The organism is Nocardia sp. NPDC051321 (genome assembly GCF_044455225.1).
GTDB lineage: Bacteria > Actinomycetota > Actinomycetes > Mycobacteriales > Mycobacteriaceae > Nocardia.
In genome coordinates this window covers 174,484-200,138 of record NZ_JBITEM010000012.1, presented here as the reverse complement: position 1 = coordinate 200,138, position 25,655 = coordinate 174,484, and the positions used below count along the sequence as shown (strand labels likewise).

The following is a 25,655-nucleotide window of genomic DNA, read 5'->3' as shown; positions in this document are numbered from 1 at the left end:
ATGTGTGCCGAGATGACCAGCATGGACGCTCGTTTCGGTGACGCGACCCGAACCGTGCCCCTCCCCAACCCGTGGAATCTGCCCGCCTACCTCGCCGCCGTCGCCGCGCACCGTGGCCGCTCCATCGCCCTGCACACCGCGGCCAAGGCCCTGGTGAACGAGATCGGTTGCGGCGGAGGAGGTCTGTGGGTCGCGCGCAAACACGACGACCTCATCATCTACGACGCCGAAGCCACCGACCGCAACGCCGATCACATCATCCTGCACGAGGTGGGGCACATGCTGCTCGGTCACGGCACGCGGGAATCCGATCGCCGCGCACCGGTGCCGCCAACGCTCGCGCTGATGCTGCCCTCGGTATCGCCGCAGTCGGTCGAGCATGTGCTCGGACGCAGCGAGTTCGGTGTCGATCGGGAGCGGGAGGCGGAGGTGTTCGCCGATATGACAATGGTCTACGCGACGCTGCCGCGGCGCCGGAATCGGTCGTTCCGGCTGTTCGGGCGCGGGCAGTAGATCACCACTGGTCGTACGGGTCGTCGGGTAGCCGCCGGATGCCGGTGCGCAGGTCGTCGATGAGATCCTGGTAGCCGTCGGCCATCTCCTCGATCTGCACCCAGGCGTCGTAGAAGACCGCCTCCGGGGCGAAGGCCAGCGCGGCGAAGGCCTGCGCGGTCATGCAGGCCAGCCGATCCACCATTCTGCCGACGGTTTCGGTGTGCTCGGGCGCGGCGATCTCCGGGACCGGGGTTCCCAGGGTGACCCACCGATCGATGGTGCGCATCAATTGGATGCGCCGCCGGTCGATCTTGACCGACTCGGCGGCCGGGGTCCGCTCACGCACCAGGTGCAGCTGGGCCAGTTCGCCCGCCGCCTCTAGCATCGGATGGTCGTCGTGCGGGAAGCCGCGGAAGGCGGCGAGCAGTAGATCTTTCGCGGGCAGCGTCCGGTCCGGATTCATGTCAGCGCCCCCGCCTGGCCGGGCGCCGGTACGCCCCGCCCCTCGGGTGGTGACGTCGCCGCAGCACATCCCGCACCTGGCACACATCGATAGCGTGAACGAGACATCCCCCCTCCACGTCGATTTCACCCACTTCCGTTATCCGACACGCGCTGGTCAGCTACCTCCCCACCAGCCTGCCGCCGCATAAATCGAACTCGGCAAACCTCGAGTGACCACACCTTAATCTGCCACTCGGAAGTAATCACCTGCGGCTATGCCCAGCCGACCCGGCGCCGCCACCAACCCGGGGCGAGTCGGGCAAATCTCGCTTGATGCGCGCGCAGGCTGCGCCCCGGCCGCTCGGCAGGCCAAGGACCGATCGACAACGCGCAGGTCAGGCCGGAAGGGAACTGTCGGCGATGAGGTAGTCGGGTCCGCCGACATACACGGTGTGGCCGGATTCGGCGGGACTGGTGGTGGCTTCGGCTACCGCGGTGGCGAATTCGGCGATGGTGGGGAGCGGGGCGTTGCTGCGGCGAGCGGAAACGGCGGCCGGGTTTCGGCGCTCCAGGAGTTGGACGATGATGGTGCCGTCGATCATGTCGCCGGAGACGGTGTGCAGGGTGATGCCATGGGTGGTGAGGGTGGGGATCATGGCTCGGAGAGCGTCTTCGCCCGCACGTTTGCTGGCGGCGATGGGTTCGTAGTCGGCGGGGACGGGTTTGCGGCCGTGGAAGTGGGCCTGGTGGCTGGTGACGAAGACGATGCGCGAACCCGGCGGCATGTGCGGTACGGCCAATTGGACGAGGCGGGTTTGCGCATCGCGGTTGATCGACATGGCGTAATCGGAAGCGGCATTGCGTTCGAGGCCGCCGGACGCGTTGAGGATGAGAACGTCCAAGCGGCCGAATTGCTGAGTGATGGTTTCGATGAGCGTGTGGGCGGCGGCTTCGTCGGAGATATCGGCGCCCGCGGTGGTGGCGCTGCCGCCCGCGGCGGTGATCTCGTCGGCGATTGTCTTGGCGCGCTTGAGCTTTTCGCGATAGTTGATGATCACGTGATCGCCGCGGCCTGCGAGAACGCGCGCGGTTTCGGCGCCGATGCCGCGGGAGGCACCGGTGATCAGAACGATTCGCTGTCCGGCTGGATGGCCCACCGTTTTCCTCTCGATCGCGGGCCGTCGGCCCGGCGGTTTGCTTCTAAATCAGAATCACTATGGTAGTTCTAAATGAGAAGTGCAAGCGGGGCGAAGCCACCCACCGGCCGGGCCGATCCGGCGGTACTGGCCGCGATGGAACTGCTGGGACAGCGGTGGATACTGCGCGTGCTGTGGGAACTGGCACCCGGACCGCTCGGGTTCCTCGAACTGCGGCGGCGGATGGACAACTGCTCGTCCAGCATGCTTTCGGTGCGGTTGCAGCATCTGCAGAGCGCGGGGCTGATCGTGAAGAACGCGGACAAGTCCTATGAACTCACCACCGCGGGAACCGAACTGGGCACCGCGCTGCAGAGCGTGTGGGAATGGTCACGGCGATGGGAAACCGCACTCACGGTTTGACCTTCCGCCTACCTGAGACTCCATCATGACCTGGTGGCAGAGTCCGACGGGTTGATCACGATAGGCGTACTGGCGCGAGCGAGCGGGCTCACGGCGAGTGCGCTGCGGTTTTACGACGACTGCGGGTTACTGGTGCCCGCCAGGGTCGATCCGCTCACGGGGTATCGGTATTACACCGAGGCACAGCGAGAACGCGCGGCGTTGATCCGGCGGCTGCGGACGATCGAGGTACCGCTCGATTCGATCTCCGACATCCTGTCCGGTGATACCGGGCGCGCGGAGCAACTGCTGGACGAACACGTCGACGAGTTGCGGCGACGCGCGCGGACGGCCGCCGAGATCGCCGAGCAGATCAAGCAAACACTCGGATCGATGGGCGACGGTGTCACGCTGTCTGCCGCACTGCTGGCGGAGGCGTTCGAGCAGGTGCGGGCCGCTGCGGCGAATAGCCGCGAAATACCTGTTCTTGCCGGGATTCTCGTAGAGGCGAGCGCAAATTCGCTGACGCTCACCGCCACTGATCGCTACCGGCTCTCGACCCGGACCCTGGTGTCGCGGGATCGGCACGGTGGCGACTGGTCGGTGGTGGTCGATGCCGGTGATCTCACGCCGATCATCGGGTGGCTTCGCCTTTTGGACGAAATCGTTGCCGCCCCAACCGATCAGGGTCTATCGCTCGTCGGCGACGGTGCCGAACGACGTTGCCGAGTGATCCATGAACCCTTCCCCGACTATCGAGCGGTGCTGTCCAGTCTCGCGCCGGTGCGAACCCGAGTGGTGACGGCCCGCAAACCACTGCTCACTCTCCTCGAAAAGAGTTCCGCCACAATGCGGTTCGAGGTCGACCACACCGGCCTCACCGTTTCCGACAGCGACCACCGACATCATCTACCCGCCGCGGTCACCGGCTCCGCCATCGACCTCTCCTTCAGCATCACGACTTTGCTCCCCGCCATTCACACCGCGTTGGGCCCAGACCTGATGCTCGACATCGCCGCTCCCGACCTTCCGATCGTCCTTCGGTCCGCCACCGACGGCGACCTCACCACCTTGGCCATGCCGACCTGGCAAGCAACAGATAGGAACCCCAAGCCATGACAGACGACACCATGGATGCCATCACCCGCGCGGTAACACTCGGGCGCGAAGGCCAACCCGACACGGCCCGCGAGGCCCTGCGCACCCTCTGGGATTCCTTTGGCCCGCAAGGCGACCCCCTACACCGCTGCACCCTGGCCCACTACCTGGCCGACCTATATGACGACGCGGCCGAAGCGCTCACCTGGGACATCCGCGCGCTGGACGCCGCCGACTCGCTCACCAACGCCCGCGCTCAGGAATACCATTCTTCGCTGGACGTCCAAGGTTTCTACCCGTCCCTGCACCTCAACCTGGCCGACAACTACCGCAGGCTGAGCTCCTTCGCCGCCGCCCAACGCGAACTCGCCGCCGCGCGGGCCACGCTGCACACCCTCCCCGAAACCCCGTACGGCACCATGATTCGCACCGCCGTCGACGAAATCGAAGCAGCAATCCAAGTCGAAGACACCAGCCCTCGCCCCTCGGCCCCGACCGGCCGCGGGTAAACGCGGCCACCCACCACCGAACGGGACATAGCGGTAGGCAACTGAGCCACAGCCCGCTCGACGTTTGCTGGACTGCGCTTGTTGGCAAAGGAATTGGGGGCATGCACCCGAATCGCAGGCACCGAATACTCCTCGGGGACATGCTCATACGACGTAAAGGATGCGCCTGATGAAAAAGACAGTCGTTATTGCTGCCATGCTCGCCGGGCTCGTCGCGCCGGCCGGCCTCGCCGCCGCGGCGCCCGTCTCCGCACCGGCCCCCGCCGACACCGTCGCCGGGCCGCCGACCGGTTCGTCGTCGACCGATATCTTCTGCGGGGTGCTCTGGATCTTGAAGGGCGGCGGAAACGCCGACTGTTCCTTCTGAGCACACCGCGCCCACGAATGGCCCGCACTCTTGGAGTGCGGGCCATTTGCGTCAGGGCAGGAAACGCGCTGCACCTCAACGGAAGCGCGTTTGCCGAGCGGTCGACTAATCGGGTCGGCGGCCGCGGCGCGCCGAACACCGCAACAACCGTTTAGGCGACGCTAACCTTAGGCACGAAACCGAATTCGGCAGTATGCGAACACCCCGGGAACCAACAGGTTTAGGCTGTGCGCCGTGGTCGAACCCCAACCGTCAATCGCGCCCCATCCCGACATCGCCCCCTTGGCTCCACTGCTCGGCACCTGGCGTGGCGACGGGCACGGCGAATACCCGACCATCCAGTCGTTCGATTACCTGGAAGAAGTCCGGTTCGGCCATCTCGGCCGCCCGTTCCTGACCTATCGGCAGCGCACCCGCGCCGCCGACGGCAGCCGGCCGATGCACGCCGAAACCGGTTATCTGCGCTGCCCGAGTCCGGACCGGGTGGAATTGATCTTGGCGCACCCCACCGGCATCACCGAAATATGCGAGGGCGCATTGAATGTCGCCGACGGTGCGCTGCATATGGAATTCGACTCCACCAGCATCGGCCGCACCAGCACCGCCAAACTCGTTACCGCCCTTGGCCGGACATTTCAGCTGAAAGGCGACACCATCGATTACACATTGCGGATGGCGGCAGTCGGCGAGCCCTTGCAACACCACCTCGCCGCCACCCTGCGCCGGGCCGACTAACCAACACCCGCAGGCTATAGCCGAGCGTGCCGACAAAGCGCACGCAGTGGCCGACGGTCGTGCTGTGCGGCCGAGCGGCGAAACTCGAACACCTTCCGCTGAGCGGCGATGGGCGCGAAGAATTATCTGGCCGACCAGCCCGTTCCACGAAGCTGTTTTCGCGTTTGGCGAATTCCACGAAAAGACCAACCCGTGCCGAGGTAGTCTCACCGAGATCAGCCAGAATTGTGATCTGCGGCACGTTATTGCTGCCATGTGCCGTCGGCCACTTGCACTTGTTCGGCGTATCGATCCCGGTTTACGGTTCCGAAGTCAGCTAACTTTCAGATAACTTCGCGCGGTCATCCCTGCGCGGACCAGCTAGAACCCTTCCCCGTCGACACCCCTGACCCGAGGGAGCCGAACAATGAAGCGTTCCACCACCATTCTGGCCAGCGTCGCCATCGTCCTCGGCGGCGCGGCAACCGTGCAGATCCTCGACGGCGGCGACGCCGGTGCGGCGATCACGGACAGCGCCACCTCGTCCAGCAATCAGGCAGCCTGGCACGACAGCGCGCCTCAGTAACCCGGTGGCAGCGCGGCGATCATGTCGCGACTGACCGCGACCGCGTTGTCGGAGCTGCCGCCCTTGACCACCAACGTCGCGAACGCGATATCGCCGCGGTAGCCGACGAACCACGAGTGCGACCCGCCGTCGACCTCGGCCTCACCGGTTTTCCCGTACACCTCCCCCTGATCGGCGATCCGCTCGGCGGTGCCGCCGGTGACCACCCTGCGCATCATCGCCCGCAACCCGGTGATCACCTTCGGCGCGAGTGCGGGAGCCGCGCCATCGACCGTCGTGGTGCGGCCCGCGATCAGGTATGGCACCGGCACCGAACCGTGCGCGACGGCGGCCGCCATCAATGCCATGCCGAGCGGGCTCACCACCACCCTGCCCTGCCCGATGCCGTCTTCGGTGCGCTGGATCAGCTCGTCCGATGGCGGCACCGAGCCGGAGAACGTCGGCAGCCCGTCGACCGTATAGCCAGGGCCGACACCGAGTTTCGCGGCGGCCTCGTGCAGCGCGTTACCAGGCAGCCTGCTGGCCACGTCGGCGAACGCCGTGTTGCACGAACGCTCGTAGGCGGTGCTCATCGGCGCGTCACCGATCGTGAACAGGTTGTAATTGGGAATTGTGCGGTCCCCGATGGTGATTCGGCTCGGACACGGCAGCACGGTGTCGGGCGTGGCCAGCCCGGTCGTCATGGCGGCCGCCGCCGTCACCGTTTTGAACACCGAACCCGGCGGGTATTGGCCGATGGTCGCGACCGGTCCGTCCCGGTCGGCCGCCTTGTTCTGCGCGATCGCCAGGATCGCGCCGGTGGACGGGCGAAGCGCCACCATCATGGTCTGCTCTTCGCGCAGGTCGACGGCCCGTTGCGCGGCGTTCTGCACGTTGCGGTCCACGCTGAGCGAGAACGACGGTGCCGGCTGCGACGGCACCTCGGTGAGCACGTCGGTGTCGGCGCCGTTGGCGTTCATGGTGACCACGCTCCAGCCCGCCTTGCCGTCCACCTCGGCGATCACCGTCTTGCGGATCTGCGCGAGCAGGTCCGGCGCGAACGCGCGGTCGGTGGGCACCAGGTCCCACTCCGAGGTGATCACGACGCCGGGCAAGCCGATGAGATCGGTACTCACCTGGTCGAATTCGTTCTCGTTGAGCATCGCGACGGTGTATGCGCCCTTGGCGGCGATGGCCGCGTCCCGAATGGATTCGGGGGTGAGTTGCGGGTCGAATGGGCTCAGCGCCGCCGACAGCGAGGTCGCCACCGCGCCGGGGTCGGCGGCATTCGCCGCGGTGAACGCGACCCGCGACACCTGGCCCGGCACCAGCACATCGCTGCCCGCCTGCTCGTTCACCCGCGCGCGGGGTGCCGGGTTTGCGCGCAGCGACATCGTCTGGGTGTCGCCGAGCTTGGGGTGGATGTTCGACGAGGTCCAGCGGACCTTCCAGCGGCCGCCGCTGCGACCCATCTGCAACTGCCCGGTGTAGCGCCAGGTGCGGTCCTTGGGCAGGTGCCACTCGTAGGTGTAGTCGACAGTGGCGGTGTCGCCGCTGACCCTGGCCGAGCCGGTATACGCCGTGAGCTTCTCGGCCTGCAGGTGATTCCACGCGGAACCCAGTGCGGCACTGGCCTTTTCGGGCTGATTGGTGAGGTCGGCGGCGGCCGCTAGGTCGTGCTTCGCGAACGCCGTGACGAAGTCGTCGGCCGCGGGCACCGGCCCCTGCGGGCCACGCGCACAACCGGCTGCGGGCAACGCAAGCATCGCGACAGCCAGCGTGACGATCAGCGCTTTTCTCAGCGGATCAGTCCTAGGGGGGCGGCAGCCGGCGGGGTGGGTAAGCACTGTCGACATCGGCACCGATGGTAATAGCCAACGCTGAGCAAACCTGCGCGCCGCTCCGTGTTTCTTTCCACTGAAACAGCTTTCAGCGTCGGCGTCCTCAGTCGAGGAGGATGGTGGAGAAGGTAGCGATCTGCCGGAAGCCGACTGTGCTGTAGGCGCGACGCGCGACTTCGTTGTAGTCGTTCACATACAGGCTCGCGGTGCGGCCGGACGCCACGACCGCGTTCGCGATGGCGGCGGTGCCCACCGTGCCGAGTCCGGTGCCGCGATGTTCGGGGTGCACCCAGACGCCCTGAATCTGTCCGGTGCGCCGGGACAACGAACCGACTTCGGCCTTGAACACGACCTCGCCGTCCTCGAAACGCGCCCAGGCGCGGCCGGATTCGATCAGGCTCTGAATGCGGCGCCGATAGCCGCGGCCGCCGTCACCCGCGCGGGGATCGACACCGACCTCTTCGATGAACATGGCGATCGCGGCGCAGAGGTAGCGGTCGAGTTCATCCGGACGCACTCGACGTACGTTCGGGTCGGGGGTCACCAGCGGCGGTAGTGCCAGGGCGAGCAGCGGCTGTTCGCCGCGCAGTTCCCGCGCCGGTCCCCAATGGTCGGCCAGCATCTCCCACAGCGGCAAGGCCAGTTCACGGCGTCCGACGACCGATGAGGCGATGCGCGGCCACCGGAGAGCGCGGTCCGCGAACGCCCGCAGCGCGTCGTGATCACCGCGCAGCGGGACCAGGTTCGCACCGGAGAAACACAGCGACTCCGACGGGCCGCCTCGACTCCACAGTTCGCCCTGCCCACACCGACTGGTGTCAAGGCCGAATTCCTGCAGCCGGGCGGCGACCATGCACGAGGCCACCGGATCGGCATCCAGCACTCGGAGGACCTGTCCCAGGTCCCGGTTCGCGAGCTGCCGCGCGGGGACGTACTTCGCCCTGCGCGTCGGCTCCAGCAGACTCCGCACGTTGATAGCCTGCCACGAATATCGGCGATGTGGTACGGCTATGCCGAACGCAACAGTTCGCAGAGTGTTCAACTGAACCAGGCCAAGTCCGTCTACAGCCCTGAGCGGCGGATCAGCCGACCGTGACGACCGGCTCGCCGGCCCCCGCGTCCACACCCATCTGCTCGGCGATGCGCAGCGCCTCCTCGATCAGGGTTTCCACGATCATCGCCTCCGGCACGGTCTTGATGACCTCGCCCTTGACGAAGATCTGGCCCTTACCGTTGCCGGACGCGACACCGAGATCCGCCTCACGCGCCTCGCCAGGCCCGTTCACGACGCAACCCATGACGGCCACCCGCAACGGCACCTCCATGCCCTCGAGACCGGCACTGACCGCGTTCGCGAGGCTGTACACGTCCACCTGGGCGCGGCCGCACGACGGGCAGGACACGATCTCGAGCTTGCGCGGGCGCAGGTTCAGCGACTGCAGGATCTGATCGCCGACCTTGATCTCCTCGGCGGGCGGCGCGGACAGCGAGACCCGGATGGTGTCGCCGATCCCCTCCGACAGCAGCGCACCGAACGCGACCGCGGACTTGATGGTGCCCTGGAACGCCGGGCCCGCCTCGGTCACCCCGAGGTGCAGCGGGTAGTCGCTACGCGCGGCCAGCTGGCGGTAGGCCTCCACCATGATCACCGGGTCGTTGTGCTTGACCGATATCTTGATGTCGCCGAAGCCGTGGTCCTCGAACAGGCTCGCCTCCCACAGCGCGGATTCCACCAGCGCCTCCGGGGTGGCCTTGCCGTACTTCTCCAGCATCCGCTTATCCAGCGAACCGGCGTTGACGCCGATGCGAATCGGGATGCCAGCGGCGGCCGCGGCCTTGGCGACCTCGCCGACCCGGCCGTCGAATTCCTTGATGTTGCCGGGGTTTACCCGGACCGCGGCGCAGCCCGCGTCGATGGCCGCGAAGATGTAGCGCGGCTGGAAGTGGATGTCGGCGATGACCGGGATCTGGCTCTTGCGCGCGATCGTCGCCAGCGCGTCCGCGTCTTCCTGACGCGGGCAGGCCACCCGGACGATGTCGCAACCGGACGCGGTGAGCTCCGCGATCTGCTGCAGGGTGGCGTTGATGTCGTGGGTCTTGGTGGTGGTCATCGACTGCACGGAGATCGGGTGATCACTTCCGACCCCGACATTGCCCACCCTCAACTGGCGAGTCTTGCGTCGAGGAGCGAGAACGGCCGCAGGAGCGGCGGGCATCCCCAATCCGATTGTGCTGGTCACGTTCGGCTGCCTACTTTCGGTACGTCCATTGTGGGCCGTTCGCCTTCCGAGCTTAGTCGCGCACGCCGAACGACCACCCTGTGACGCCCACGACAACGCGGGCGTCCCCCAGTGCCGGCGACAGGGTACCGCGTCCGGCGGAGGTCAGAACAACTTGATCGGATTGACGATGTCGGCGGCCAGCGTGAGCAGCATGTACGCGCCGCCGATGACCACAACCACGTACGTGGCGGGCAGGAGTTTCAGATAATCGACCGGCGTGCCAGGCGCGAGCCCCCGCCACCGACGGAAGGCGTCGCGGATCCTTTCGTAGATCACCACCGCGATGTGTCCGCCGTCGAGCGGCAGTAGCGGCAGGATGTTGAAGGCGCCGAGGAAGAAGTTCAGGCTCGCGAGCACCAGGATGAAGATGTTCCACAGCCCGTGTTCGGCGGTCTCACCGCCGATCTTGCTCGCGCCGTACACGCTGACGGGTGTCTCCGCGTCACGCTCACCACCCGTCACCGCGGTCCACAGTGCGCCGACCTTCTGCGGCAACTGCGCCAACGACTGCACGGTGCGCACGGACATATCGGCGGTGAACACGGCCGAGTCCGGGAGCGCGGCCAGCACACCGGACCTGACCGGCGGGTCATTGAAGTCCGGGCCCACTCCAACGGCACTGACCTCGCGGCCCGCGCCACCTCCCTCCGGGTAGCGCACGACGCGCTCCGGGGTGACCGGGACGGTGAGCGTCTGGCCGTTACGGTCGATCGTGTAGGTGAAGGGCCCCGTCTGCTTCTGGGTTTCGGTCTGGAATTGCTTCCACGTCTGTACCTGCACGCCGTTGACCGACTTGACCACGTCGCCGCGCTGCAGGCCGGCCCGCTGGGCAGGGCCGTCACCGGTGCACGGTTCGGTTGTGCCGTCCGGTTTCTGTTGTGACACACAGCTCGAGTTGCCGAGCGCGGTGGCGGGCGGCTGCGCCAACCGCGGTAAACCCCAGCCGAGGGCGAGAATCACGATCAGGATATAGCCGAGCACGAAGTTCATCGCGATGCCGCCGGACATGACCACGAGCCGCTTCCAGGCGGCCTGCCGGTACATAGCCCGGTCGATCTCCTCCGGTTCCAGCTCGTCAAGCACGGTCATGCCCGCGATATCGCAGAACCCGCCGAGCGGCAGCGCCTTGAGGCCGTACTCGGTTTCCCCGCGCCGGAACGAGAACACCTTCGGCCCGAAACCGATGAAGTAGCGCCGCACCTTCATGCCGGTGGCCTGGGCGGTCCACATGTGCCCGCATTCGTGCAGCGCGATCGAAATCGTGATGCCTAGCGCGAACAGCACGAACCCCAACGCGTAGACCATGTGTTTAGCAGCCCTCCTGCATAGCGCAGCTCGCCTTATGAAGTGCGACCGCCGGATCGGCCGCCCACAAACCTAGACCCGCACATCCGTCACGGCCGCGAGCACCTCGACCACAGTAACCGGACCCCGCACGGCCCTGCGTGTTCAGTGTGCCAGGCAGCGGTCGACGGGCGAGTCCGCGCCCATTGGGGATATCGCCGCCGGTGGGTCAGGCGAGCACCCGGGCCCTGGCGAATTCGCGGGCCCAGCTGTCGGCGGCGAGTACTTCCGCGAGCGAGTTCGGTTCCGTGCGCCACTGGTCGGCGGCTTCAACCGCGGCGGCCACGGTACGGACGATGTCGGGAAAGCGGATGGCGCCGTCCAGGAAGGCTTGCACCGCAACCTCATTGGCGGCGTTGTAGACGGCGGTGACGCTGCCGCCCGCCTCGCCCGCGTGGCGGGCCAGGTCGATGGCCGGGAAGACCGTGTTATCGACCGGCTCGAAGGTCCAGGTGGCGGCGGTGCCGAAGTCGCAGGCCAGCGCGGCGCCGGGGACTCGGTCGGGCCAGCCGAGGGCCAGCGCGATGGGCAGTCGCATGTCCGGCGGGCTGGCCTGGGCGAGGGTGGAGCCGTCGGTGAAGGTGACCATCGAGTGCACGATCGACTGCGGGTGCACGGTGACGTCGATGCGGTCGTAGGGAATCCCGAACAGCAGGTGCGTCTCGATCAGTTCCAGGCCTTTGTTGACCAGCGATGCCGAATTCAGCGTGTTCATCGGGCCCATCGACCAGGTCGGATGCGTCTTGGCCTCAGCGGGATTCACCGATTCCAGCATCTCGGCGGTCCAGCCGCGGAACGGGCCGCCCGAGGCGGTGAGCACCAGCCGGTCCACCTCCTCGGCGCGACCGCCGCGCAGGCACTGGGCCAGCGCGGAATGTTCCGAATCGACCGGCACGATCTGGCCGGGCGCCGCGGCTCGGGTGACCAGCGAGCCGCCCGCGACCAGCGATTCCTTGTTTGCGAGCGCGAGCCGCGTGCCCGACAGCAAGGTGGCCAGGGTCGGTTCCAGGCCGAGCGAGCCGACCAGTGCGTTGAGCACGACGTCGGCCTCGGTGCGGCGCACGAGTTCGGTCGCCGCGTCCGGGCCCGCCAGCTGAATATCGAGCTGCTGCGCGGCTTTCGGATCGGCGACCGCGACATTGCGGGTCCCGGTGGCCGCGATCTGCGCGGCCACCAGCTCGGTATTACCGCCGCGGGCGGCCAGGCCGACCACCTCGAACCGGTCGGGATTGGCGGCGATCACCTCGAGCGCTTGGGTACCGATGGATCCGGTACTGCCGAGGAGCAGGACTCTCACGATGTCGGACACGACTTCATTGTGGCGCACAAGAAAGTACGCACGGTCCTTACCCGTCCCGGGGCTGCCGTCCCCATCGGCGTGTCCCGACTTACAACGACGCACCGTCGTATGTCACGATATCGAGCAGCAGTCCATCCCGAACCAGCCAAGGAGCGAATCGTGGCCGCCACGGAACTCGAACCCGCCAACACCGAGCGCGGCATCGTCACCCACGTGGACACCGCCGAGGTCCCCTCCGCCGCATGGGGATGGAGCGGTGAGTCGCCCCGCACCTTCCGCGTCGCGGGCTGGATCGTCGCGTTCATCCTGGTCGCGATGGTCATCGGTAACCACAAGGGACACGTCGAGGACATCTTCCTGATCGGTTTCGCCCTCGCCATCGTCGGCATTCTGGTCCGGGACTCGTTCCTGCGCCGCAAGCCGCGCTAGTCAGACGCTCCTGGGCCGAATGCCCTGAGATATATCGGCTTTCATCGGGCCAAACCGTCTAGTACGGTTTGCGTCGAGAGGTCCGCGATCCGATTCGGGTTGCGGACCTTCGCTGCTGACCAGACCGTGAGGACGTTATGCCCAAGATTTTTGCCGCCGCGCTGCTGACCGCCAGCGCCGTCGGTTCGCTGTTGCTGCTGCCCGCCGCAACGGCCAACGCCCAGTCCGAGACCTGTGGCCGCGCCGTCGACGCGATCAACAAGGCCATCGACGGATCCCCCAACGGTGTCCTGGAGGCCCCGGTCGCGAAGGCGCTGCACGTCACGCTGCTGTCCATCGCCGCGAGCGGTGGCGAACAGGCCGAGAAGGACGTCATCCTCGCCTACGCCAACGCGCTGGCCGACGACAACATCAGCGACCTGGACCCGGTCACCGACCAGCTCAACCGAGTTTGCGGAAGCAACAGCTGAACTCGCCTGTAGGCAAACAGGTTTCGGCGTTACCGCGCCGATAACGGCTCGGCCGCTGACCGATCACGCTGCAGCCGAACGGTATTCAGGCTGACCCGGGCCGTCGAGCGGACCATGATCGCAAGCACACTTGTTGTGCCGCAGTAATTTCCGCTCGACGGACTCACCACAGACACCTCGGTTTACGACAGCCAATCCCGCACCTCAGCGTCGCCGATCCCGAATGAGGGTGCGGCTGTAGCCGATTGGTTCGGCGGACGGGTCAACTCGCCCGGGGACTAACGCCCTCGGCGTTTCGCAGGCTTCTTTTTGGCGACCGAGTTCCTTGCCGGACTCGGCCGTCCACCGGTCCGCTTCGCCGCCGACTTCTTCTGCGGCTCAGGACTTTTGGTTCGCGCAGCCGGAGATCGCGAGCTGCGCTCGGAACGGCCTCGAACGACCCCCACGAAATCCTCGACCAAGTCGCTGGTCCGATCCGTCGGCCACGCCAAAGCGATCTCGGTGTCCGCGACATCGGTGACCGTGCGATACACCAGGTCGCGACGAGCGTGCAGCCGAGCGATCGAATGCGGAACCACGGCAACCCCCACGCCCGCCGCGACAAGCTCGATGACCCCTTCGACAGCATCGATATCCGAGGCGTCCTGCATCCGCTCATCGGCCAGGTCCGCCATACTCACCTGCTCGAACACCGAAATCGGATGATCCTTCGGCACCACGACCACCGGCAGCTCCCGATAGAGCGGAATCGCACTCATCCCGTCCCGGTCGATCGGCAACCGGACAAAACACAGATCGACCCGCCCCTCCCGCAACGCCACATCCTGCTCGCCCATCGGCACTCCGACCACCTCGAGCGACGTATCCGGAAACCGTTCACTCCAGATCCGCGTCCACTTCGACACCGTCACCCCAGGCACGAACCCGACCCGCAATGCGGCAGGGCCTTCTGGAACCTCCTCGACAACCGCCGCCGCCCCCGCGATCAACTCCCGCGCCGCCCCCAGCAGCTCCTCCCCGTCCTCGGTCAACTGCGTCGGCTGCGCACCAGGCACGAACAGCTTCGTCCCCAGCTCCCCCTCCAATTCGATCACCGTCTGACTCAACCGCTGCCGCGAAATATTCAATCCCTTCGCCGCCCGCGCAAAATGCAGCTCCTCGGCAACCGCGACAAACCACCGCAGCCGCACGACATCGATCGACTCGAACCGGCTCATGCCAGGAACCATATCGGTACCCGATACAGTGTCTCAGTGAGCCCGGAACCTAACCCTCAGCTGATGAAGCCCCTGACCGCAGCCAACAAGCTCGGCATCTACCTTCCCGCGGCCCCCGAATCCTTCCGCAACACCCCCCTCTCCCGCGCCGACCTCGACGCCCTCCGCACCAACCCCCCGGAGTGGCTCACTGAGCTCCGCCGCACCGGCCCCTTCCCCCGCGACATCACCGCCCGCAAACTGGGCGTCTCCAACTCCGGCCTCTCCCGCGCCGAAGTCTCCGACGCCCTCACCGCCGACGAAATCGCCACCCTCCTCGCCGACCCCCCGGAGTGGCTGATCCGCGAACGCGAAACCTACGCCGAGGTCGTGAAGGAAAACGAGCGAATCGCCACCAAGGAAGCCGAACGCCGCGCCGCCACCAACCGCCCCGCCAAAAACCGCCCGTAGAGGTTCCCCGGACGCTCTCACATACCGCTGACGAACTCGCGGTAGAGGAACTTCTGGTGCAGGCTTTCCAAGGTTCCGGAATACCGCCGGAAGGGAACCAAGGCGAGCCGAAGCGGCCGAGTGATCGGTATCCCCGACCCGACCAGTTCCGCTACCGACGCCGCGGCCTCGATCAGGGTGGCCTCCGTCTCATTCGGTTCAACCGATTCGAGACCTAGTCGTCTGAGTAGTTGATCGCGAACGCCCTCCACATCGAGTTCCAGGCGACGCGCTTCCTCTTCGGTGTCACAGCGGGATAATGCCGATCGGAAATCTACTGCGCGCGAGCGGTATTCGTCGATGCGTCCACAGATCATCTGTAGCCAACGCTCGTCGGTGAACCGGCCGCGGTCGCGCAGTGACCACAATCGTCCGCCCAGCAGCGGCAATTGGTATTCGAGCATCTGCAAGCGACGCCCTTGCCGTGCCCCGGCGACCTTACGGATCTCGCTGGGGATCCCGCGGACCGCGGAAATCACTTCCTCGATCGCGCTCTCCGCGACGCCGTCATCGAAGAGGTCGAACATCACCGAAAAATCGCGGCGTAGCGGATGTGGCGTGTAGGCAACACTTTTCACCTTCGCGCGCGCCGAGTATCGCAGCGACCGCACCAATGTCGCGATGAGCCACAGCTGCTGTTCGCTGTCCGCGATCAAACTGCGGAATTGTCCCTCCATCGCGAACGATGAGGCACGCGCCCACTGGCCGAATGGGTCGAGTTCCACCCCATCGGCGCCGCTGATACGGGCGCGGTGATGACCTTCGATCCGCACGTTCTCCCACCGGTAGTCCGCCCATGCCGCGATATTCGCCAGCATCCGCTGCCCGCCTCCGCGTTCCTGCACTTCGTGATCGGCGCGACGGGTCTTGTCGATGAACCGCAGTACGGTCTCGACGCCCGTCGTTTTGAGCGTCTCCATAGCGGCGTGCTCGGTCGCGACCAGGGCGGCCTCTTCACGAGGACCGATCGACATCGGCACGGCGATTCGCAGATCGAAGAGATGGCGCAGGATTCGCGGGAAGTCCCCGTAGTCGGCAGGATTCGGATTCAGCTTGGTCGGGTGCGGGACGAGCACCTCATCGAAGTAGATCAGTGACTGGACGAGCTCCGCATAGCACTGCTGCGCAAAGGGATCGCGAGGCCGGGACGGAGAGCTGTGGTTCTGGGAGAGGATGAATTCCTCGGCGCTGATGAACGTCGTGATGTCCACCATGACACGATTCGACATCAACCGCTCCGGGACTCGGCGAGCAATTCTACGAGCAGCCGCACGCAATCCGGGTCGCCCACGATCGTTTCGGGGAAAACCGGCTCGCGTTGATTCAGGAAGTCCTGGCCAAGCGGCAACGGGCTGATCCCACGGCCATCCGTGGCTGTCCGGCCCATTGCTGTTGCCAGCCCGATACCCGCGGCTCCGTCCCATACCTTCTGGTTGGGCCGATAGAAAAGGTCGAACTGGACTTCCGGAGCCTGTGTCCACGCGGACAGGTCGATGCAAGTTCTGACCATGTCGAGAGTTTGGGAAGTGGTGCGGGTCTTCATTATGCAACCGATATCGGCGAGATCGATCTCGAACTTCCGAGCGGCGGCGTCCTTGCTTCGCGTCACCGACGCGCGCCTCGGTGACGTTGACGGACTGAGCGGCTCAGCCGTTTGCCCGTTCACTGTGACTTCTGCCGACCAGTGAATCGTTATCGGTGCGCGGTCGACGCCTAATTCGGGAGCAAGGACGTAGGCCGCACTCGGTCGACCATCTTTGAGAAGGCATACGACACTGCAGAATTCACGTCCATCGGTTGCGACGAATTCACTTGTGCCGTCGATTGGATCGATGATCCAGGTCGGCTCACCGGAGCTGGGTAACTCCGCCTCGTCTTCTTCCGCAACGAATCGAGACCCGGGGAAATGCCGTCCGATGGTTTCGATGATGGCGGTCTGGGTGGCCAGGTCCGCCTCGGACAGCAGCGTGTTGTCGGGCTTGGTGTCGATCTGTAGCGACGCGAGGTTGCGGCGGTATCGGCGGAGCAACGGCAGCAACTGCTCGTCGAGTGCCTGCCACAACGATTCGACGTCGCTCAACGCACCCTCCCACACAGTGTTGTGTGTCGAGCGTAGCGGCTCTGGGCGCCGCTGAGGTCGTAACCTGCGGGTTCCGATCAGTCGTCCACTGACCAGCGGTCAGGGCACATGACTCACCGCGAGGTCAGCCATTGTTTGAATTGGTTCGTGTCGAACTCTTGCCCGTTCATGTTGGGGTTTGTGCTGGATGAGATTGCGGTGACTTGGGTTTGGGTCCAGGCGAACCAGGTGTGAGAGGGGTAGTCGAGGAGTAGGTGGGCGTTGGGGGGTAGGGACTGGGCTGCTTGGGATTCCTCGGTTCCTGTTGCGATGGCTCTTGGGGTGTAGGGCGGGGTTGGGGTGAGTTGGATTGTGTCGGGGTCGGTTCGGGGGGCGATTCTTACTGGTACGGCGATGTATGACGGGGTGCCGGCGTTTTGCAATGCGGACTGGGGATCGGTGGCGAACTCGAGGTTGGTTGCGTAGACGGTCACGTTGTCACCGGTTCGGTGGAGAAGCGGTGAGTTTTCGTTGATCGGCGGTTGTTGGGATCGCAGAAATGAGGCGGCCAGTTGGGTTGTCGCCGGTGATTCGAGTACTCGGTCGATCGTGTCGGCGTCCGGGGTGGCTGCCGAGCTGATGTCGGTATTCGCCGGGGGCGCGCAGCCCTGAATTGTGCAGGCGGCGAACAGGAGTGCTGCCGCGTAGAGCGAGCGCCGGCTCATTTCTTCTTCGTTATTCCGTAATCTTCGCCGAACCATGCCCATTCGGAGTTCTGCGTGTACGACGCGAGAGTCTGCGTGACTATCCGCTGCGAGGTCGGCCACGGGTCTCCGTAGGTGACGGTGCCGGTGTTCGCGTTGTAGCCGTAGACGACTTGGGCGTGGCCGCCGCCTGCGGCCCACGCGATTCCGGTGAGGATCGGGCGGTTCGACGAGATCTCCGCGGCGATTTTGGTCATGGCGAACGGGGAGCCGACCGACGCGTTGAAACCGATCTTTTCGAAGGCGCTGGCGATCTCCTCTAGCGACGCACTCTCGTTGGGGCACAGCTTGTTTCCGGCGGTGTCGTGTACGAGTTTGCAGTAGTCGGCTTGGGCGATGCGATGGCCGAGGTAGGTGGAGATGGAGGCGCCGTCGGCTGCCCAGCACCATTGATTCCACTCTTGTACTTGCTGCGCGTAGGGAAGTGTTTTGGCACCGGCGGCCATGACCCGCGGTTCGATGACGCCGGGCAGCCCGGTGGTGACCTTCAGTCCGGTCGGGCGCGCGGTGAAATCCTTTCCAGGAGATATCGGTTCGGCGATCGATGCGCCATGGCCGAACGAAAGGATCACCACTGTCGCGGTGATTATCGAGGCATGAAATTTTCTTCGCGACAGCACTCGGACACCCTCTTTCGGGGTTATTGAAATTTCAGGAAAAGCTACGCCGCGACTTCCGACGGCGGCAAGTGGGGAACATCCCCAATCCGAAACAAGATGTCAACTTCGAATACTGTTGCCGCACTGCTGCTTTGCGAGGAGCATTCGCAATGTAGCAACGGAACGCCTGAACTGTTCCACGGTTCAACAATTTTCGACGTCCGATGCGCATCGGGGCCCGCACCCCAAATCGACAAAACGGACAAATCACCAATCAGGAGTCACCATGCGTTACTCATTCATGCCTGCCGCAGTGGCATTCGCGGTGGGCGTCGGACTCGTCTCGGCGGGAATCGCGCAAGCGCAACCGCCAACGTCACCCGAGCTCAAGCACCACTCCTTCGGATTCGACGTGCAAGCCGCGAAGGCCAACAAAGGCAAGGACACCAGCACCGGATTCGCGCTGCCCGTCCGTGTCGGCTCAGCCGTGGCACCGCCGTCTTATTCGCTCAAGCAGTTCGCGCAGCCCGCAGGCGACCAGGGCCCGGTCGGGTCCTGCGTGACCTGGGCGACCGGTTACACCGGCTACGGCGTATTGATGAACGAGCAGCAGATCAGCGGCGGTCCGATGGCGCCGATGTATATCTACGCGCAGATCGCGAAGGGCGACGACGAGGGCACCTGGGCCGGTGTCGCGCTGCCGATGGAGACCAGCCAGGGGATCGATACCAAATCCCACTACTGGCAGGGCGATTTCGACTACACCACCCAGCCCGATGCGTCGGAGCGGGCAAATGCCGCGCACTACAAGCTCTCCGGCGCCAAGGATCTGTCTTCCGGCGATCGGGTGACCAACATCAAGAATGCGATCTCGGCCGGCCTGCCGGTCCCGATCGGATTCGAGGTCAGGCAGAGTTTCATGAACCTGGGGCCGGGCAACTCCCGCTACAACCCGTCGCGCAACGAGCGCACGGTGGGCGGTCACGAGGTGACGATCGTCGGATACGACGCGAACGGCGTCACCATCGAGAATTCCTGGGGATCGAGTTGGGGTGACAACGGGTTCTTCACCGCACCGTGGTCCTTCATCACCGGCGGCGACGTCGATGAGGTTCACTCGATGGGTCGCCTCGTCACCGGATGATTGATCATGCCATGAGAAGTTCGATGTCCTGATTCCTGTCGGCAGTACCGCCGGCAGGAACCGGGCATTTCTGTCGATTCGCCACCGGCTTCCCCGCGCAGACCCCCCGCGTCTATACCGTCGGAACTGGGGAAATAACGCGCTGACGTGCCGAATTCCCCACTCTCGCACTGGGGACCCCGGCGCCTCCTTTCATGTCATGATTCAAACGGTTGTCCAGACCCGGCGGCACCCCCATCGGCCGGGACAGTCACCAGCACAACAGATTTCGGTTCTCGTTCGCCTACGATCTTCGGGCCATCGCCGCGCGCACACAGAAATGTCGCGGTGAACGATTCGCTGACCTTTATGCGACTCCGTTCATCGGGGACCGATCCAAAGTCCCCATAGGGAGGACCCCATGCGAACGGCGAAATCTACCGGGCTCGTCGCAATGGCCGCGAGTCTATTGATCGGCATAGCCGCGGTGTTGGTGGGATTCACCAACGCGCCGGCCCAGACCGCGGCCGCTGCTCCCCCGACCTCCGGCGGCGTCAAAATCGGCTACTACAACCAATGGTCGGTCTACGAAAACGCCTTTTACCTCAAGAACGTCGACACCTCAGGTATGGCGGGCAAGCTCGACTACATGATGTACGCGTTCGCGAACATCCACCCCACCGACCTGACCTGCTTCGAGGCGAACAAGGCGGCGAGCCAGGACGAGAACAACCCGAATGCCGGTGACGGCGCGGGTGATTCGTTCGCCGACTACGGCAAGTCATTCGGCGCGTCGATCAGTGTCGACGGCACCGCGGACGCCTGGAACGACCCGATCGTCGGCAACTTCAAGCAGCTCAAGGAGCTGAAGGCGAAGCACCCGAACCTGAAGGTGCTGTTGTCGATCGGCGGCTGGACGTACTCGAAGTTCTTCTCCGATATCTCCGCGACCGATGCCTCGCGCAAGAAGTTCGCGTCCTCCTGCATCGATATGTTCATCAAGGGCAACCTGCCGCAGGCCGATGGTTATGGCGGCCCGGGAACCGGCAAGGGCATCTTCGACGGCCTCGATCTGGACTGGGAGTATCCCGGCGGTGGCGGCCATCTCGGCAACCATGCCTCACCCGCCGACCGGGCGAACTTCACGCTGCTGACGGCCGAGTTGCGTAAGCAGCTGGACGCGCAGGGCGTGGCGGACAACAAGCACTACTCGCTGACCGCGGCCGTCGGGGCGGGGCAGGACAAGATCCGCAACTACGAGACCAACAACCTCGGCAACTACCTCGATTTCGTCAATGTCATGACCTACGACATGCACGGGGCGTGGGATGCCAAGGGCCCGACCAACTTCCAGGATCCGATCTACAGCAGGCCGGACGACCCGATGAACCCGGTCCCGCCGGGCAACGCGAAATACAACATCGATGAGGCGGTCACCGCGTGGACCACGGGTGACAGCTCCTACGGCATCCCCGGTGGCTTCCCGGCGAACAAGCTGACCATCGGCTATCCGTTCTACTACCGCGGTTGGACTGGTGTGCAACCCGGCAATAACCATGGGCTGTTCCAGCCCGCGACCGGTCCGGCGCCAGGCGGCCCGTCCTCCGGGAACGTCCCCGGCATCCGGATGTACAAGGAGCTGTCCGGAGTCGTCGACAATCCGTCACGCACCTTCTACGACCCCGTAGCGCAGGCCGCCTACTTCTATGACGGCACCAACTTCTGGGGCGGCGACTCGCTGCAATCCATCCAGGCCAAGTCGGATTACCTGCACTGCAAGGGACTCGGCGGCGCGATGATGTACTCGCTGGAAAACCTGGATCCGGCATCGACGTTGTTCAACCAGGTGATCAAGACCGTCGACGGTAGCGCCGCGGGCTGCACCCCGCCGACGACCACACCGACCACGCCGCCGACGACCACGACGACCACCGTGCCACCGACGACCACCACGACAGTTCCGCCGACAACGACCACGACTGTTCCGCCGACCACAACCACGACGCCGCCCACCGGAAACGGTGTGGTCAACGGAGATTTCGAAAGTGGTGCACTGAGCCCATGGTCGTGCACGGGCAACCTCGGCTCGCTCGTCACCAGCCCGGTGCACGGCGGCAAGAAGGCCCTGACCGGCGCGGCGAGCAACGGCGACACCGCTCAATGCGCGCAAGAGATCACCGTCGAGCCGAATCACGCGTACACGTTGTCGGCGTGGGTGAACGGCAACTACGTCTACCTCGGCGTCACCGGCTCGGGCACCACCGACACGTCCACCTGGACGCCGGGCACCGGCGGTGCGTACCAACAACTTTCGACCAAATTCAGCACCGGAGCGTCGACCACCAAGGTCACCGTATGGGTCCACGGCTGGTATGGCCAAGGGTCCTACAGCGTGGATGACATCACCCTGAAGTAAGCACCCGCGAACACAAAGGTGGGCCTCCCGCAACGAGGCCCACCTTTGTCGTGCCGAATCGCATAGCGCACACCCTAGGTGGTGATCTGCTCCACCTTGGAGGACCGCGCCCAGCACTCGGGGGCCTGATATCGGCGGCGGCCGCGGCGGACAGTTAGACCTGTCACCCCAGCGAACCGGAGCCTCCGATGTCGATCCCGAGCACCATCGTCACCTCGGCGGAACGTCGTGTCACGGTCTCGGCCGAAGACGGTGTCGCGCTCGCGGTTCGCGCGTACGGCGCACCGGATGCGGAGCTGACAGTCGTTCTGCTGCATGGACATTGCTTGCGCACCGAGTCCTGGACCGACGTCCGCGACGCGCTGCTGCGCCAGTATTCCGGCGCACAGGTGGTCTGCTACGACCATCGGGGCCATGGCGATTCGGCCGCGGCGTCCCGGCAGACCTACAACCTCGCGCAGCTCGGGCACGATCTGCGCGACGTTCTCGATGTCGTGGCTCCCACCGGACCGGTTGTGCTCGTCGGCCACTCGATGGGCGGCATGGCCGTGCTGACCTATGCCAGTCAGCGGCCGCACGAGATCGGAACCCGCGTCGTCGGTGTCGGGCTCATCGCGACCGCGGCGAGCGGGCTTGCCGATGCCGGGTTCGGGCGGCTGCTGCGCAACCCGGTCGTTTCGGTCTTCCAGGCCGCGGTCCGCCAGGCACCGGTGCTGATGCAGCACGCGAAGCTGTTGGCCTGCAAGGTTTTCGCCCCCGTCATCCGGACGGCCGAGTTCGGCAATCGACGGGTCAGCCCCCGCGTGCTCGCTCTTGCCAACGCGATGCACAACGAGACGCCGATCGTGACGATGGCGAGCTTCTTGAGCGGCTTCATGGTCTACGACCGGACCGACACGCTCGCGGTGCTCTCGCGGATTCCGACGTTGGTACTGTGCGGTTCCGCCGATCTGATGACGCCGCCGTCGCACTCCGTCGCGATGGCCGCGGCCGTCGAGTATTCGGATTTCGTGCTGGTAGAGGGTGCCGGGCATTCGGTGATCATGGAGCAGCCGAGCCGGGTTGCCGAGGCCGTTGCTCGCCTACTGACACGAGCGGGCGGTGCGAATAAGGGCAGTCACCTCGCGCTCGTCGCTTGATCCGGGCGCACGCTATCGCAAGATCCGGCGTGAGTTTTTGACCTAGCGAGAACGGCTTCCCATCCTGAGAAAGGAAGCCGTTCTGCCGATTTATTTCGTCAAGCGCTGATGTCGGCGACGCCTACGTCTGGCCTGGATACGCGGAGAGGCGGGCTCAGTTACCGGTGGTGAACTGACTCTGCTGGGAAATGACGAAGCCACCTTCGCCATTGCGGTCGGTTCCGGTGTCGAGGACCTTGTCGTCCAGGAAGGCGGCGGCCTCTCGGTCCAGGAAGATGCGCGATCCCTCGGCAGTCAAGACCTGATCTTGCTCAGCCGGGATCGCGGCCACTTCGAGTTGCAGCGTCTCGGCGCCGTCCGCGGTGGAGATTCGCAGACCGGCCTCCTCCGGCGCGCCCTCTGCGGACGTGATGTTGCGAACGACCTCGATGGCGGTGGGGGTGAGCATCAACATGAATTTGGTTCCTTCCCGCTGTCGTGACAGTCCGCCAAGTGCTGGCGAACTCCATTCCGCCGACCAGCCGGTGCCGCCATCGTGGCGGCACCGACCAGCGCTGGCGTTCTCCAAGGGGTAGCCACCTGCCGCTCCGCGAAACCATTTTTCTCGGCGGCCGCCGCATTCGCCCTGCTCAGGAGCGAATTGTGAGCCTTGACGCACCCGCTCAGCTAGCGGTCAGCGGCCCGGGACTACGCGGAACGGTTGCCGGAACGGCCCAGTGACTTGGCCCACTGGAACACCAGCAGGATGGGCAGGATGAATGCCTGGAAGAACATCCAGTACGAGCCGCCGTCGAAGATGAAGGCGAGATAAACGCCGTAACCCACGAACAGGGTGCCGAAGACGGCGTTGAGTATTTGGCCCACGTTGCCCTGTGATTTAGCGAAGGACAGGACGATCATCGCCACGCCACTCACCAACAGCAGGACCACGTACCACGAGAACTGCGGGTCGGCGCTGAAGTCCAGATTCACGGATTTCCCCCATCAAAGTTTTGTCCAACACAGAGTTCGGCGATTGCGAACGAGCCCCCCGAACGTGCGAATCGTGCCATTGCCATCGAAGGACCGCAAGTCGTCGGCATAGGCCCGCTGGAGACGGAGACGAATTATGTTTGCGCTCAAGCTATTTCACCAACTGGGCGGGTCAGTGCGACTCGGCAGATGCGACAGGCCGAGTTGGGTTCGCCGATGTCGTCAGCGAAACCACGGCACGTAGTTCCGCGGCGGCGTCGAGAAACGCGGTGGCGCGGGTGGTGATGCTGGCGTCCCGGGCGGCCAGCGCGGACCGCACGTCCTCGGATCGGTGTGCGCGCCGCAACTCCGGCAGCACGGAACGCAGGTGTGCGATGGGGTAACCCGCTTTCCGGAGTTGGTGAACGATTCGGGCATCCCGAACCTGATTCGGCGTGTAGTGGCGCGCACCGTGCCGGGTGCGGCCGGCGCTGACCAGACCTTCGAAGTCCCAGTGCCGCAACGTCGATGGGCGTACGCCGAGCGCGTCCGCGAGTTCGGCGATGGTCATGGAGTCAGCGCTGCGCACGTCATCGATCGGCTCGACGGAGATCGCCGCCGCTGCCTGCTTGGCGTGCCCGAGTTCGATGCGTTCGGTGTGCAGTCGGGCGTGTGCCGCGTCGAGTAGAGCGAGCGCTTCCGAGATCGGACCCGAGTGGACCGTCCGAAGAATCTTCTTGGCTTCGGTCGGCCCCGCGCCGACCGCGAGCGCCCGGTAGGCAAGTGCGGAATGCAGGTGTATCTCCCCGTAGATCCGGTGGCCGGTTGCCGTGCGCGTCGCGGGCGGCAGCACACCGTCGCGCTCGAGATTGCGCACCTGCTGCACCGAGTAACCAGCACGCCGGGCGATATCGACAGTGCGCCCGAACTGTGATTTGAGGTTTGCCACGCGAACCTCCTCGTATTTGCTCCCCAAGTCCACACAAGCACTTGAATGAGACGCTGGAACCTATGACCATAGACGAAATCATCGACTTCGTAGCCACCCTCGACGGCGTCCTCACCCTCAGCCCCACCGCCGGCGACCAATGGCCCGAAATCAGCTGGGGCGACACCTTCTTCTACTACTCTCCCGACGGCACCGTCCCCACCAACACCCAACCCTTCGCCACCATCGTGACAAAGGACTATCCCGACGACCAGAGCTCACTTCTCAACCGCCCCAACACCTTCCGAGTCAACATCGCCGCGGGGAAGGAAGCGTTCATCGAATGGACCGGTCACCCACCGAAACAGACGACCATCGAAGCGGTCGACTACAGCGTCACCGACACAGTCATCCCCCACCCCCGCTACGGCACCGCAGGCTGGCTCGCAGTAGTAAACCCCGACACCCGCGCCGACGCACCGACCCGAGAACTCCTGCATACGGCTTACGACCGCGCCCGTTCCCACCACGAACGGCGCGCCGGGTCAGGCCCGCGCTGACCATCCGACCGTCT

29 protein-coding genes are annotated in these 25,655 nt (G+C 65.2%); 14 read left to right on the top strand and 15 right to left on the bottom strand.

What is annotated here, in order from left to right; genetic code table 11:
* Positions 1-12: 12 nt before the first annotated feature.
* Positions 13-513: a hypothetical protein gene (locus ACIA8C_RS28780; protein ID WP_397140008.1), complete on the top strand. Its 501-nt coding sequence runs from the start codon at positions 13-15 to the stop codon at positions 511-513.
* Between the two features lies 1 nt (position 514).
* On the opposite strand, the gene ACIA8C_RS28775 is transcribed toward ACIA8C_RS28780, so the two are convergent.
* Entirely contained in the window at positions 515-958 is a 444-nt protein-coding gene (locus ACIA8C_RS28775; RefSeq protein ID WP_397140006.1) for a DUF4254 domain-containing protein, read from the bottom strand.
* A 376-nt stretch (positions 959-1,334) separates the two neighbouring features.
* The gene (locus ACIA8C_RS28770; protein ID WP_397140004.1) at positions 1,335-2,096 is read right to left on the bottom strand and encodes an SDR family oxidoreductase; all 762 of its coding nucleotides are present in this window, start codon (positions 2,094-2,096) and stop codon (positions 1,335-1,337) included.
* Between the two features lie 72 nt (positions 2,097-2,168).
* Here ACIA8C_RS28770 and ACIA8C_RS28765 point away from each other — a divergent pair, with 72 nt between their 5' ends.
* The 6 genes from ACIA8C_RS28765 (at position 2,169) to ACIA8C_RS28740 (ending at position 5,751) form a co-directional block, all read left to right on the top strand.
* The gene (locus ACIA8C_RS28765; RefSeq protein WP_397140002.1) at positions 2,169-2,498 is read left to right on the top strand and encodes a winged helix-turn-helix transcriptional regulator; all 330 of its coding nucleotides are present in this window, start codon (positions 2,169-2,171) and stop codon (positions 2,496-2,498) included.
* Positions 2,499-2,531: 33 nt separating this feature from the next.
* A complete protein-coding gene (locus tag ACIA8C_RS28760; RefSeq protein WP_397140000.1) occupies positions 2,532-3,596 on the top strand; it encodes a MerR family transcriptional regulator in 1,065 nt (354 codons plus the stop codon).
* Complete coding sequence (locus ACIA8C_RS28755) at positions 3,593-4,084, top strand: hypothetical protein (RefSeq protein WP_397139998.1); 492 nt, start codon at positions 3,593-3,595, stop codon at positions 4,082-4,084. Before ACIA8C_RS28760 ends, ACIA8C_RS28755 begins: the two co-directional genes overlap by 4 nt.
* Before the next feature lie 169 nt (positions 4,085-4,253).
* The gene (locus ACIA8C_RS28750; protein ID WP_397139996.1) at positions 4,254-4,451 is read left to right on the top strand and encodes a hypothetical protein; all 198 of its coding nucleotides are present in this window, start codon (positions 4,254-4,256) and stop codon (positions 4,449-4,451) included.
* Positions 4,452-4,685: 234 nt separating this feature from the next.
* Positions 4,686-5,186, top strand: coding sequence for a peroxynitrite isomerase (locus ACIA8C_RS28745; RefSeq protein ID WP_397139994.1), 501 nt, complete (start codon positions 4,686-4,688; stop codon positions 5,184-5,186).
* A 406-nt stretch (positions 5,187-5,592) separates the two neighbouring features.
* The gene (locus ACIA8C_RS28740) at positions 5,593-5,751 is read left to right on the top strand and encodes a hypothetical protein (RefSeq protein ID WP_397139992.1); all 159 of its coding nucleotides are present in this window, start codon (positions 5,593-5,595) and stop codon (positions 5,749-5,751) included.
* On the opposite strand, the gene ACIA8C_RS28735 is transcribed toward ACIA8C_RS28740, so the two are convergent.
* From ACIA8C_RS28735 to dxr, 5 genes are all read right to left on the bottom strand, one after another.
* Positions 5,745-7,496: a penicillin-binding transpeptidase domain-containing protein gene (locus ACIA8C_RS28735; RefSeq protein WP_397140289.1), complete on the bottom strand. Its 1,752-nt coding sequence runs from the start codon at positions 7,494-7,496 to the stop codon at positions 5,745-5,747. The genes ACIA8C_RS28740 and ACIA8C_RS28735 overlap by 7 nt on opposite strands.
* Positions 7,497-7,674: 178 nt before the next feature.
* Positions 7,675-8,541, bottom strand: a complete 867-nt coding sequence (locus ACIA8C_RS28730) for a GNAT family N-acetyltransferase (protein ID WP_397139990.1) — start codon at positions 8,539-8,541, stop codon at positions 7,675-7,677.
* A gap of 112 nt (positions 8,542-8,653) precedes the next feature.
* The gene (ispG, locus tag ACIA8C_RS28725; RefSeq protein WP_396992277.1) at positions 8,654-9,811 is read right to left on the bottom strand and encodes a flavodoxin-dependent (E)-4-hydroxy-3-methylbut-2-enyl-diphosphate synthase; all 1,158 of its coding nucleotides are present in this window, start codon (positions 9,809-9,811) and stop codon (positions 8,654-8,656) included.
* A gap of 144 nt (positions 9,812-9,955) precedes the next feature.
* Positions 9,956-11,158 (bottom strand): M50 family metallopeptidase, encoded by a 1,203-nt coding sequence (locus ACIA8C_RS28720; protein WP_397139988.1) that lies wholly within the window; start codon positions 11,156-11,158, stop codon positions 9,956-9,958.
* A 208-nt stretch (positions 11,159-11,366) separates the two neighbouring features.
* Positions 11,367-12,506 carry a 1-deoxy-D-xylulose-5-phosphate reductoisomerase gene (gene dxr / locus ACIA8C_RS28715; RefSeq protein ID WP_397139986.1) on the bottom strand — a complete coding sequence of 380 codons (1,140 nt, stop codon included), beginning with the start codon at positions 12,504-12,506 and terminating at the stop codon, positions 11,367-11,369.
* Positions 12,507-12,656: 150 nt separating this feature from the next.
* Between dxr and ACIA8C_RS28710 the strand changes: the two genes are divergently transcribed.
* Both ACIA8C_RS28710 and ACIA8C_RS28705 read left to right on the top strand, forming a co-directional pair.
* Entirely contained in the window at positions 12,657-12,926 is a 270-nt protein-coding gene (locus tag ACIA8C_RS28710) for a DUF2631 domain-containing protein (RefSeq protein ID WP_397139984.1), read from the top strand.
* Between the two features lie 137 nt (positions 12,927-13,063).
* Positions 13,064-13,396: a hypothetical protein gene (locus tag ACIA8C_RS28705; protein WP_397139982.1), complete on the top strand. Its 333-nt coding sequence runs from the start codon at positions 13,064-13,066 to the stop codon at positions 13,394-13,396.
* Positions 13,397-13,674: 278 nt separating this feature from the next.
* Here the strand turns inward: ACIA8C_RS28705 and ACIA8C_RS28700 are convergent, their stop codons facing one another.
* Positions 13,675-14,613, bottom strand: a complete 939-nt coding sequence (locus tag ACIA8C_RS28700; protein ID WP_397139980.1) for a LysR family transcriptional regulator — start codon at positions 14,611-14,613, stop codon at positions 13,675-13,677.
* Positions 14,614-14,649: 36 nt separating this feature from the next.
* Between ACIA8C_RS28700 and ACIA8C_RS28695 the strand changes: the two genes are divergently transcribed.
* A complete protein-coding gene (locus ACIA8C_RS28695) occupies positions 14,650-15,063 on the top strand; it encodes a DUF5997 family protein (RefSeq protein ID WP_397139978.1) in 414 nt (137 codons plus the stop codon).
* 17 nt (positions 15,064-15,080) lie between these two features.
* On the opposite strand, the gene ACIA8C_RS28690 is transcribed toward ACIA8C_RS28695, so the two are convergent.
* From ACIA8C_RS28690 to ACIA8C_RS28675, 4 genes are all read right to left on the bottom strand, one after another.
* Positions 15,081-16,331 (bottom strand): hypothetical protein, encoded by a 1,251-nt coding sequence (locus ACIA8C_RS28690; RefSeq protein WP_397139976.1) that lies wholly within the window; start codon positions 16,329-16,331, stop codon positions 15,081-15,083.
* Positions 16,331-17,182, bottom strand: coding sequence for an inositol monophosphatase family protein (locus ACIA8C_RS28685; RefSeq protein WP_397139974.1), 852 nt, complete (start codon positions 17,180-17,182; stop codon positions 16,331-16,333). The genes ACIA8C_RS28690 and ACIA8C_RS28685 overlap by 1 nt, the downstream gene beginning before the upstream one ends.
* Before the next feature lie 113 nt (positions 17,183-17,295).
* Positions 17,296-17,886 carry a hypothetical protein gene (locus tag ACIA8C_RS28680; RefSeq protein WP_397139972.1) on the bottom strand — a complete coding sequence of 197 codons (591 nt, stop codon included), beginning with the start codon at positions 17,884-17,886 and terminating at the stop codon, positions 17,296-17,298.
* The gene (locus ACIA8C_RS28675; protein ID WP_397139970.1) at positions 17,883-18,500 is read right to left on the bottom strand and encodes a papain-like cysteine protease family protein; all 618 of its coding nucleotides are present in this window, start codon (positions 18,498-18,500) and stop codon (positions 17,883-17,885) included. The genes ACIA8C_RS28680 and ACIA8C_RS28675 overlap by 4 nt, the downstream gene beginning before the upstream one ends.
* Before the next feature lie 310 nt (positions 18,501-18,810).
* Here ACIA8C_RS28675 and ACIA8C_RS28670 point away from each other — a divergent pair, with 310 nt between their 5' ends.
* The 3 genes from ACIA8C_RS28670 (at position 18,811) to ACIA8C_RS28660 (ending at position 23,202) form a co-directional block, all read left to right on the top strand.
* A complete protein-coding gene (locus ACIA8C_RS28670) occupies positions 18,811-19,668 on the top strand; it encodes a C1 family peptidase (protein WP_397139968.1) in 858 nt (285 codons plus the stop codon).
* Between the two features lie 400 nt (positions 19,669-20,068).
* Entirely contained in the window at positions 20,069-22,063 is a 1,995-nt protein-coding gene (locus ACIA8C_RS28665; RefSeq protein WP_397139966.1) for a glycosyl hydrolase family 18 protein, read from the top strand.
* A 188-nt stretch (positions 22,064-22,251) separates the two neighbouring features.
* Positions 22,252-23,202: an alpha/beta fold hydrolase gene (locus tag ACIA8C_RS28660; protein ID WP_397139964.1), complete on the top strand. Its 951-nt coding sequence runs from the start codon at positions 22,252-22,254 to the stop codon at positions 23,200-23,202.
* 154 nt (positions 23,203-23,356) lie between these two features.
* On the opposite strand, the gene ACIA8C_RS28655 is transcribed toward ACIA8C_RS28660, so the two are convergent.
* The 3 genes from ACIA8C_RS28655 to ACIA8C_RS28645 form a co-directional block, all read right to left on the bottom strand.
* Entirely contained in the window at positions 23,357-23,656 is a 300-nt protein-coding gene (locus ACIA8C_RS28655; RefSeq protein ID WP_397139962.1) for a hypothetical protein, read from the bottom strand.
* Between the two features lie 233 nt (positions 23,657-23,889).
* Positions 23,890-24,174: a hypothetical protein gene (locus tag ACIA8C_RS28650; protein ID WP_397139960.1), complete on the bottom strand. Its 285-nt coding sequence runs from the start codon at positions 24,172-24,174 to the stop codon at positions 23,890-23,892.
* A 172-nt stretch (positions 24,175-24,346) separates the two neighbouring features.
* Positions 24,347-25,102 carry a MerR family transcriptional regulator gene (locus ACIA8C_RS28645; protein WP_397139958.1) on the bottom strand — a complete coding sequence of 252 codons (756 nt, stop codon included), beginning with the start codon at positions 25,100-25,102 and terminating at the stop codon, positions 24,347-24,349.
* A gap of 62 nt (positions 25,103-25,164) precedes the next feature.
* Between ACIA8C_RS28645 and ACIA8C_RS28640 the strand changes: the two genes are divergently transcribed.
* The gene (locus ACIA8C_RS28640) at positions 25,165-25,641 is read left to right on the top strand and encodes a DUF6194 family protein (RefSeq protein ID WP_397139956.1); all 477 of its coding nucleotides are present in this window, start codon (positions 25,165-25,167) and stop codon (positions 25,639-25,641) included.
* Positions 25,642-25,655: the final 14 nt, after the last annotated feature.

Coding starts and splice junctions, on each gene's coding strand:
- ACIA8C_RS28780 (WP_397140008.1), top strand. CDS start 13: ATGACCAGCATGGACGCTCGTTTCGGTGACGCGACCCGAACCGTGCCC.
- ACIA8C_RS28775 (WP_397140006.1), bottom strand. CDS start 958: ATGAATCCGGACCGGACGCTGCCCGCGAAAGATCTACTGCTCGCCGCC.
- ACIA8C_RS28765 (WP_397140002.1), top strand. CDS start 2,169: ATGAGAAGTGCAAGCGGGGCGAAGCCACCCACCGGCCGGGCCGATCCG.
- ACIA8C_RS28755 (WP_397139998.1), top strand. CDS start 3,593: ATGACAGACGACACCATGGATGCCATCACCCGCGCGGTAACACTCGGG.
- ACIA8C_RS28750 (WP_397139996.1), top strand. CDS start 4,254: ATGAAAAAGACAGTCGTTATTGCTGCCATGCTCGCCGGGCTCGTCGCG.
- ACIA8C_RS28740 (WP_397139992.1), top strand. CDS start 5,593: ATGAAGCGTTCCACCACCATTCTGGCCAGCGTCGCCATCGTCCTCGGC.
- ACIA8C_RS28735 (WP_397140289.1), bottom strand. CDS start 7,496: ATGCTTGCGTTGCCCGCAGCCGGTTGTGCGCGTGGCCCGCAGGGGCCG.
- ACIA8C_RS28720 (WP_397139988.1), bottom strand. CDS start 11,158: ATGGTCTACGCGTTGGGGTTCGTGCTGTTCGCGCTAGGCATCACGATT.
- ACIA8C_RS28705 (WP_397139982.1), top strand. CDS start 13,064: ATGCCCAAGATTTTTGCCGCCGCGCTGCTGACCGCCAGCGCCGTCGGT.
- ACIA8C_RS28700 (WP_397139980.1), bottom strand. CDS start 14,613: ATGAGCCGGTTCGAGTCGATCGATGTCGTGCGGCTGCGGTGGTTTGTC.
- ACIA8C_RS28690 (WP_397139976.1), bottom strand. CDS start 16,331: ATGTCGAATCGTGTCATGGTGGACATCACGACGTTCATCAGCGCCGAG.
- ACIA8C_RS28680 (WP_397139972.1), bottom strand. CDS start 17,886: ATGAGCCGGCGCTCGCTCTACGCGGCAGCACTCCTGTTCGCCGCCTGC.
- ACIA8C_RS28670 (WP_397139968.1), top strand. CDS start 18,811: ATGCGTTACTCATTCATGCCTGCCGCAGTGGCATTCGCGGTGGGCGTC.
- ACIA8C_RS28665 (WP_397139966.1), top strand. CDS start 20,069: ATGCGAACGGCGAAATCTACCGGGCTCGTCGCAATGGCCGCGAGTCTA.
- ACIA8C_RS28660 (WP_397139964.1), top strand. CDS start 22,252: ATGTCGATCCCGAGCACCATCGTCACCTCGGCGGAACGTCGTGTCACG.
- ACIA8C_RS28655 (WP_397139962.1), bottom strand. CDS start 23,656: ATGTTGATGCTCACCCCCACCGCCATCGAGGTCGTTCGCAACATCACG.
- ACIA8C_RS28640 (WP_397139956.1), top strand. CDS start 25,165: ATGACCATAGACGAAATCATCGACTTCGTAGCCACCCTCGACGGCGTC.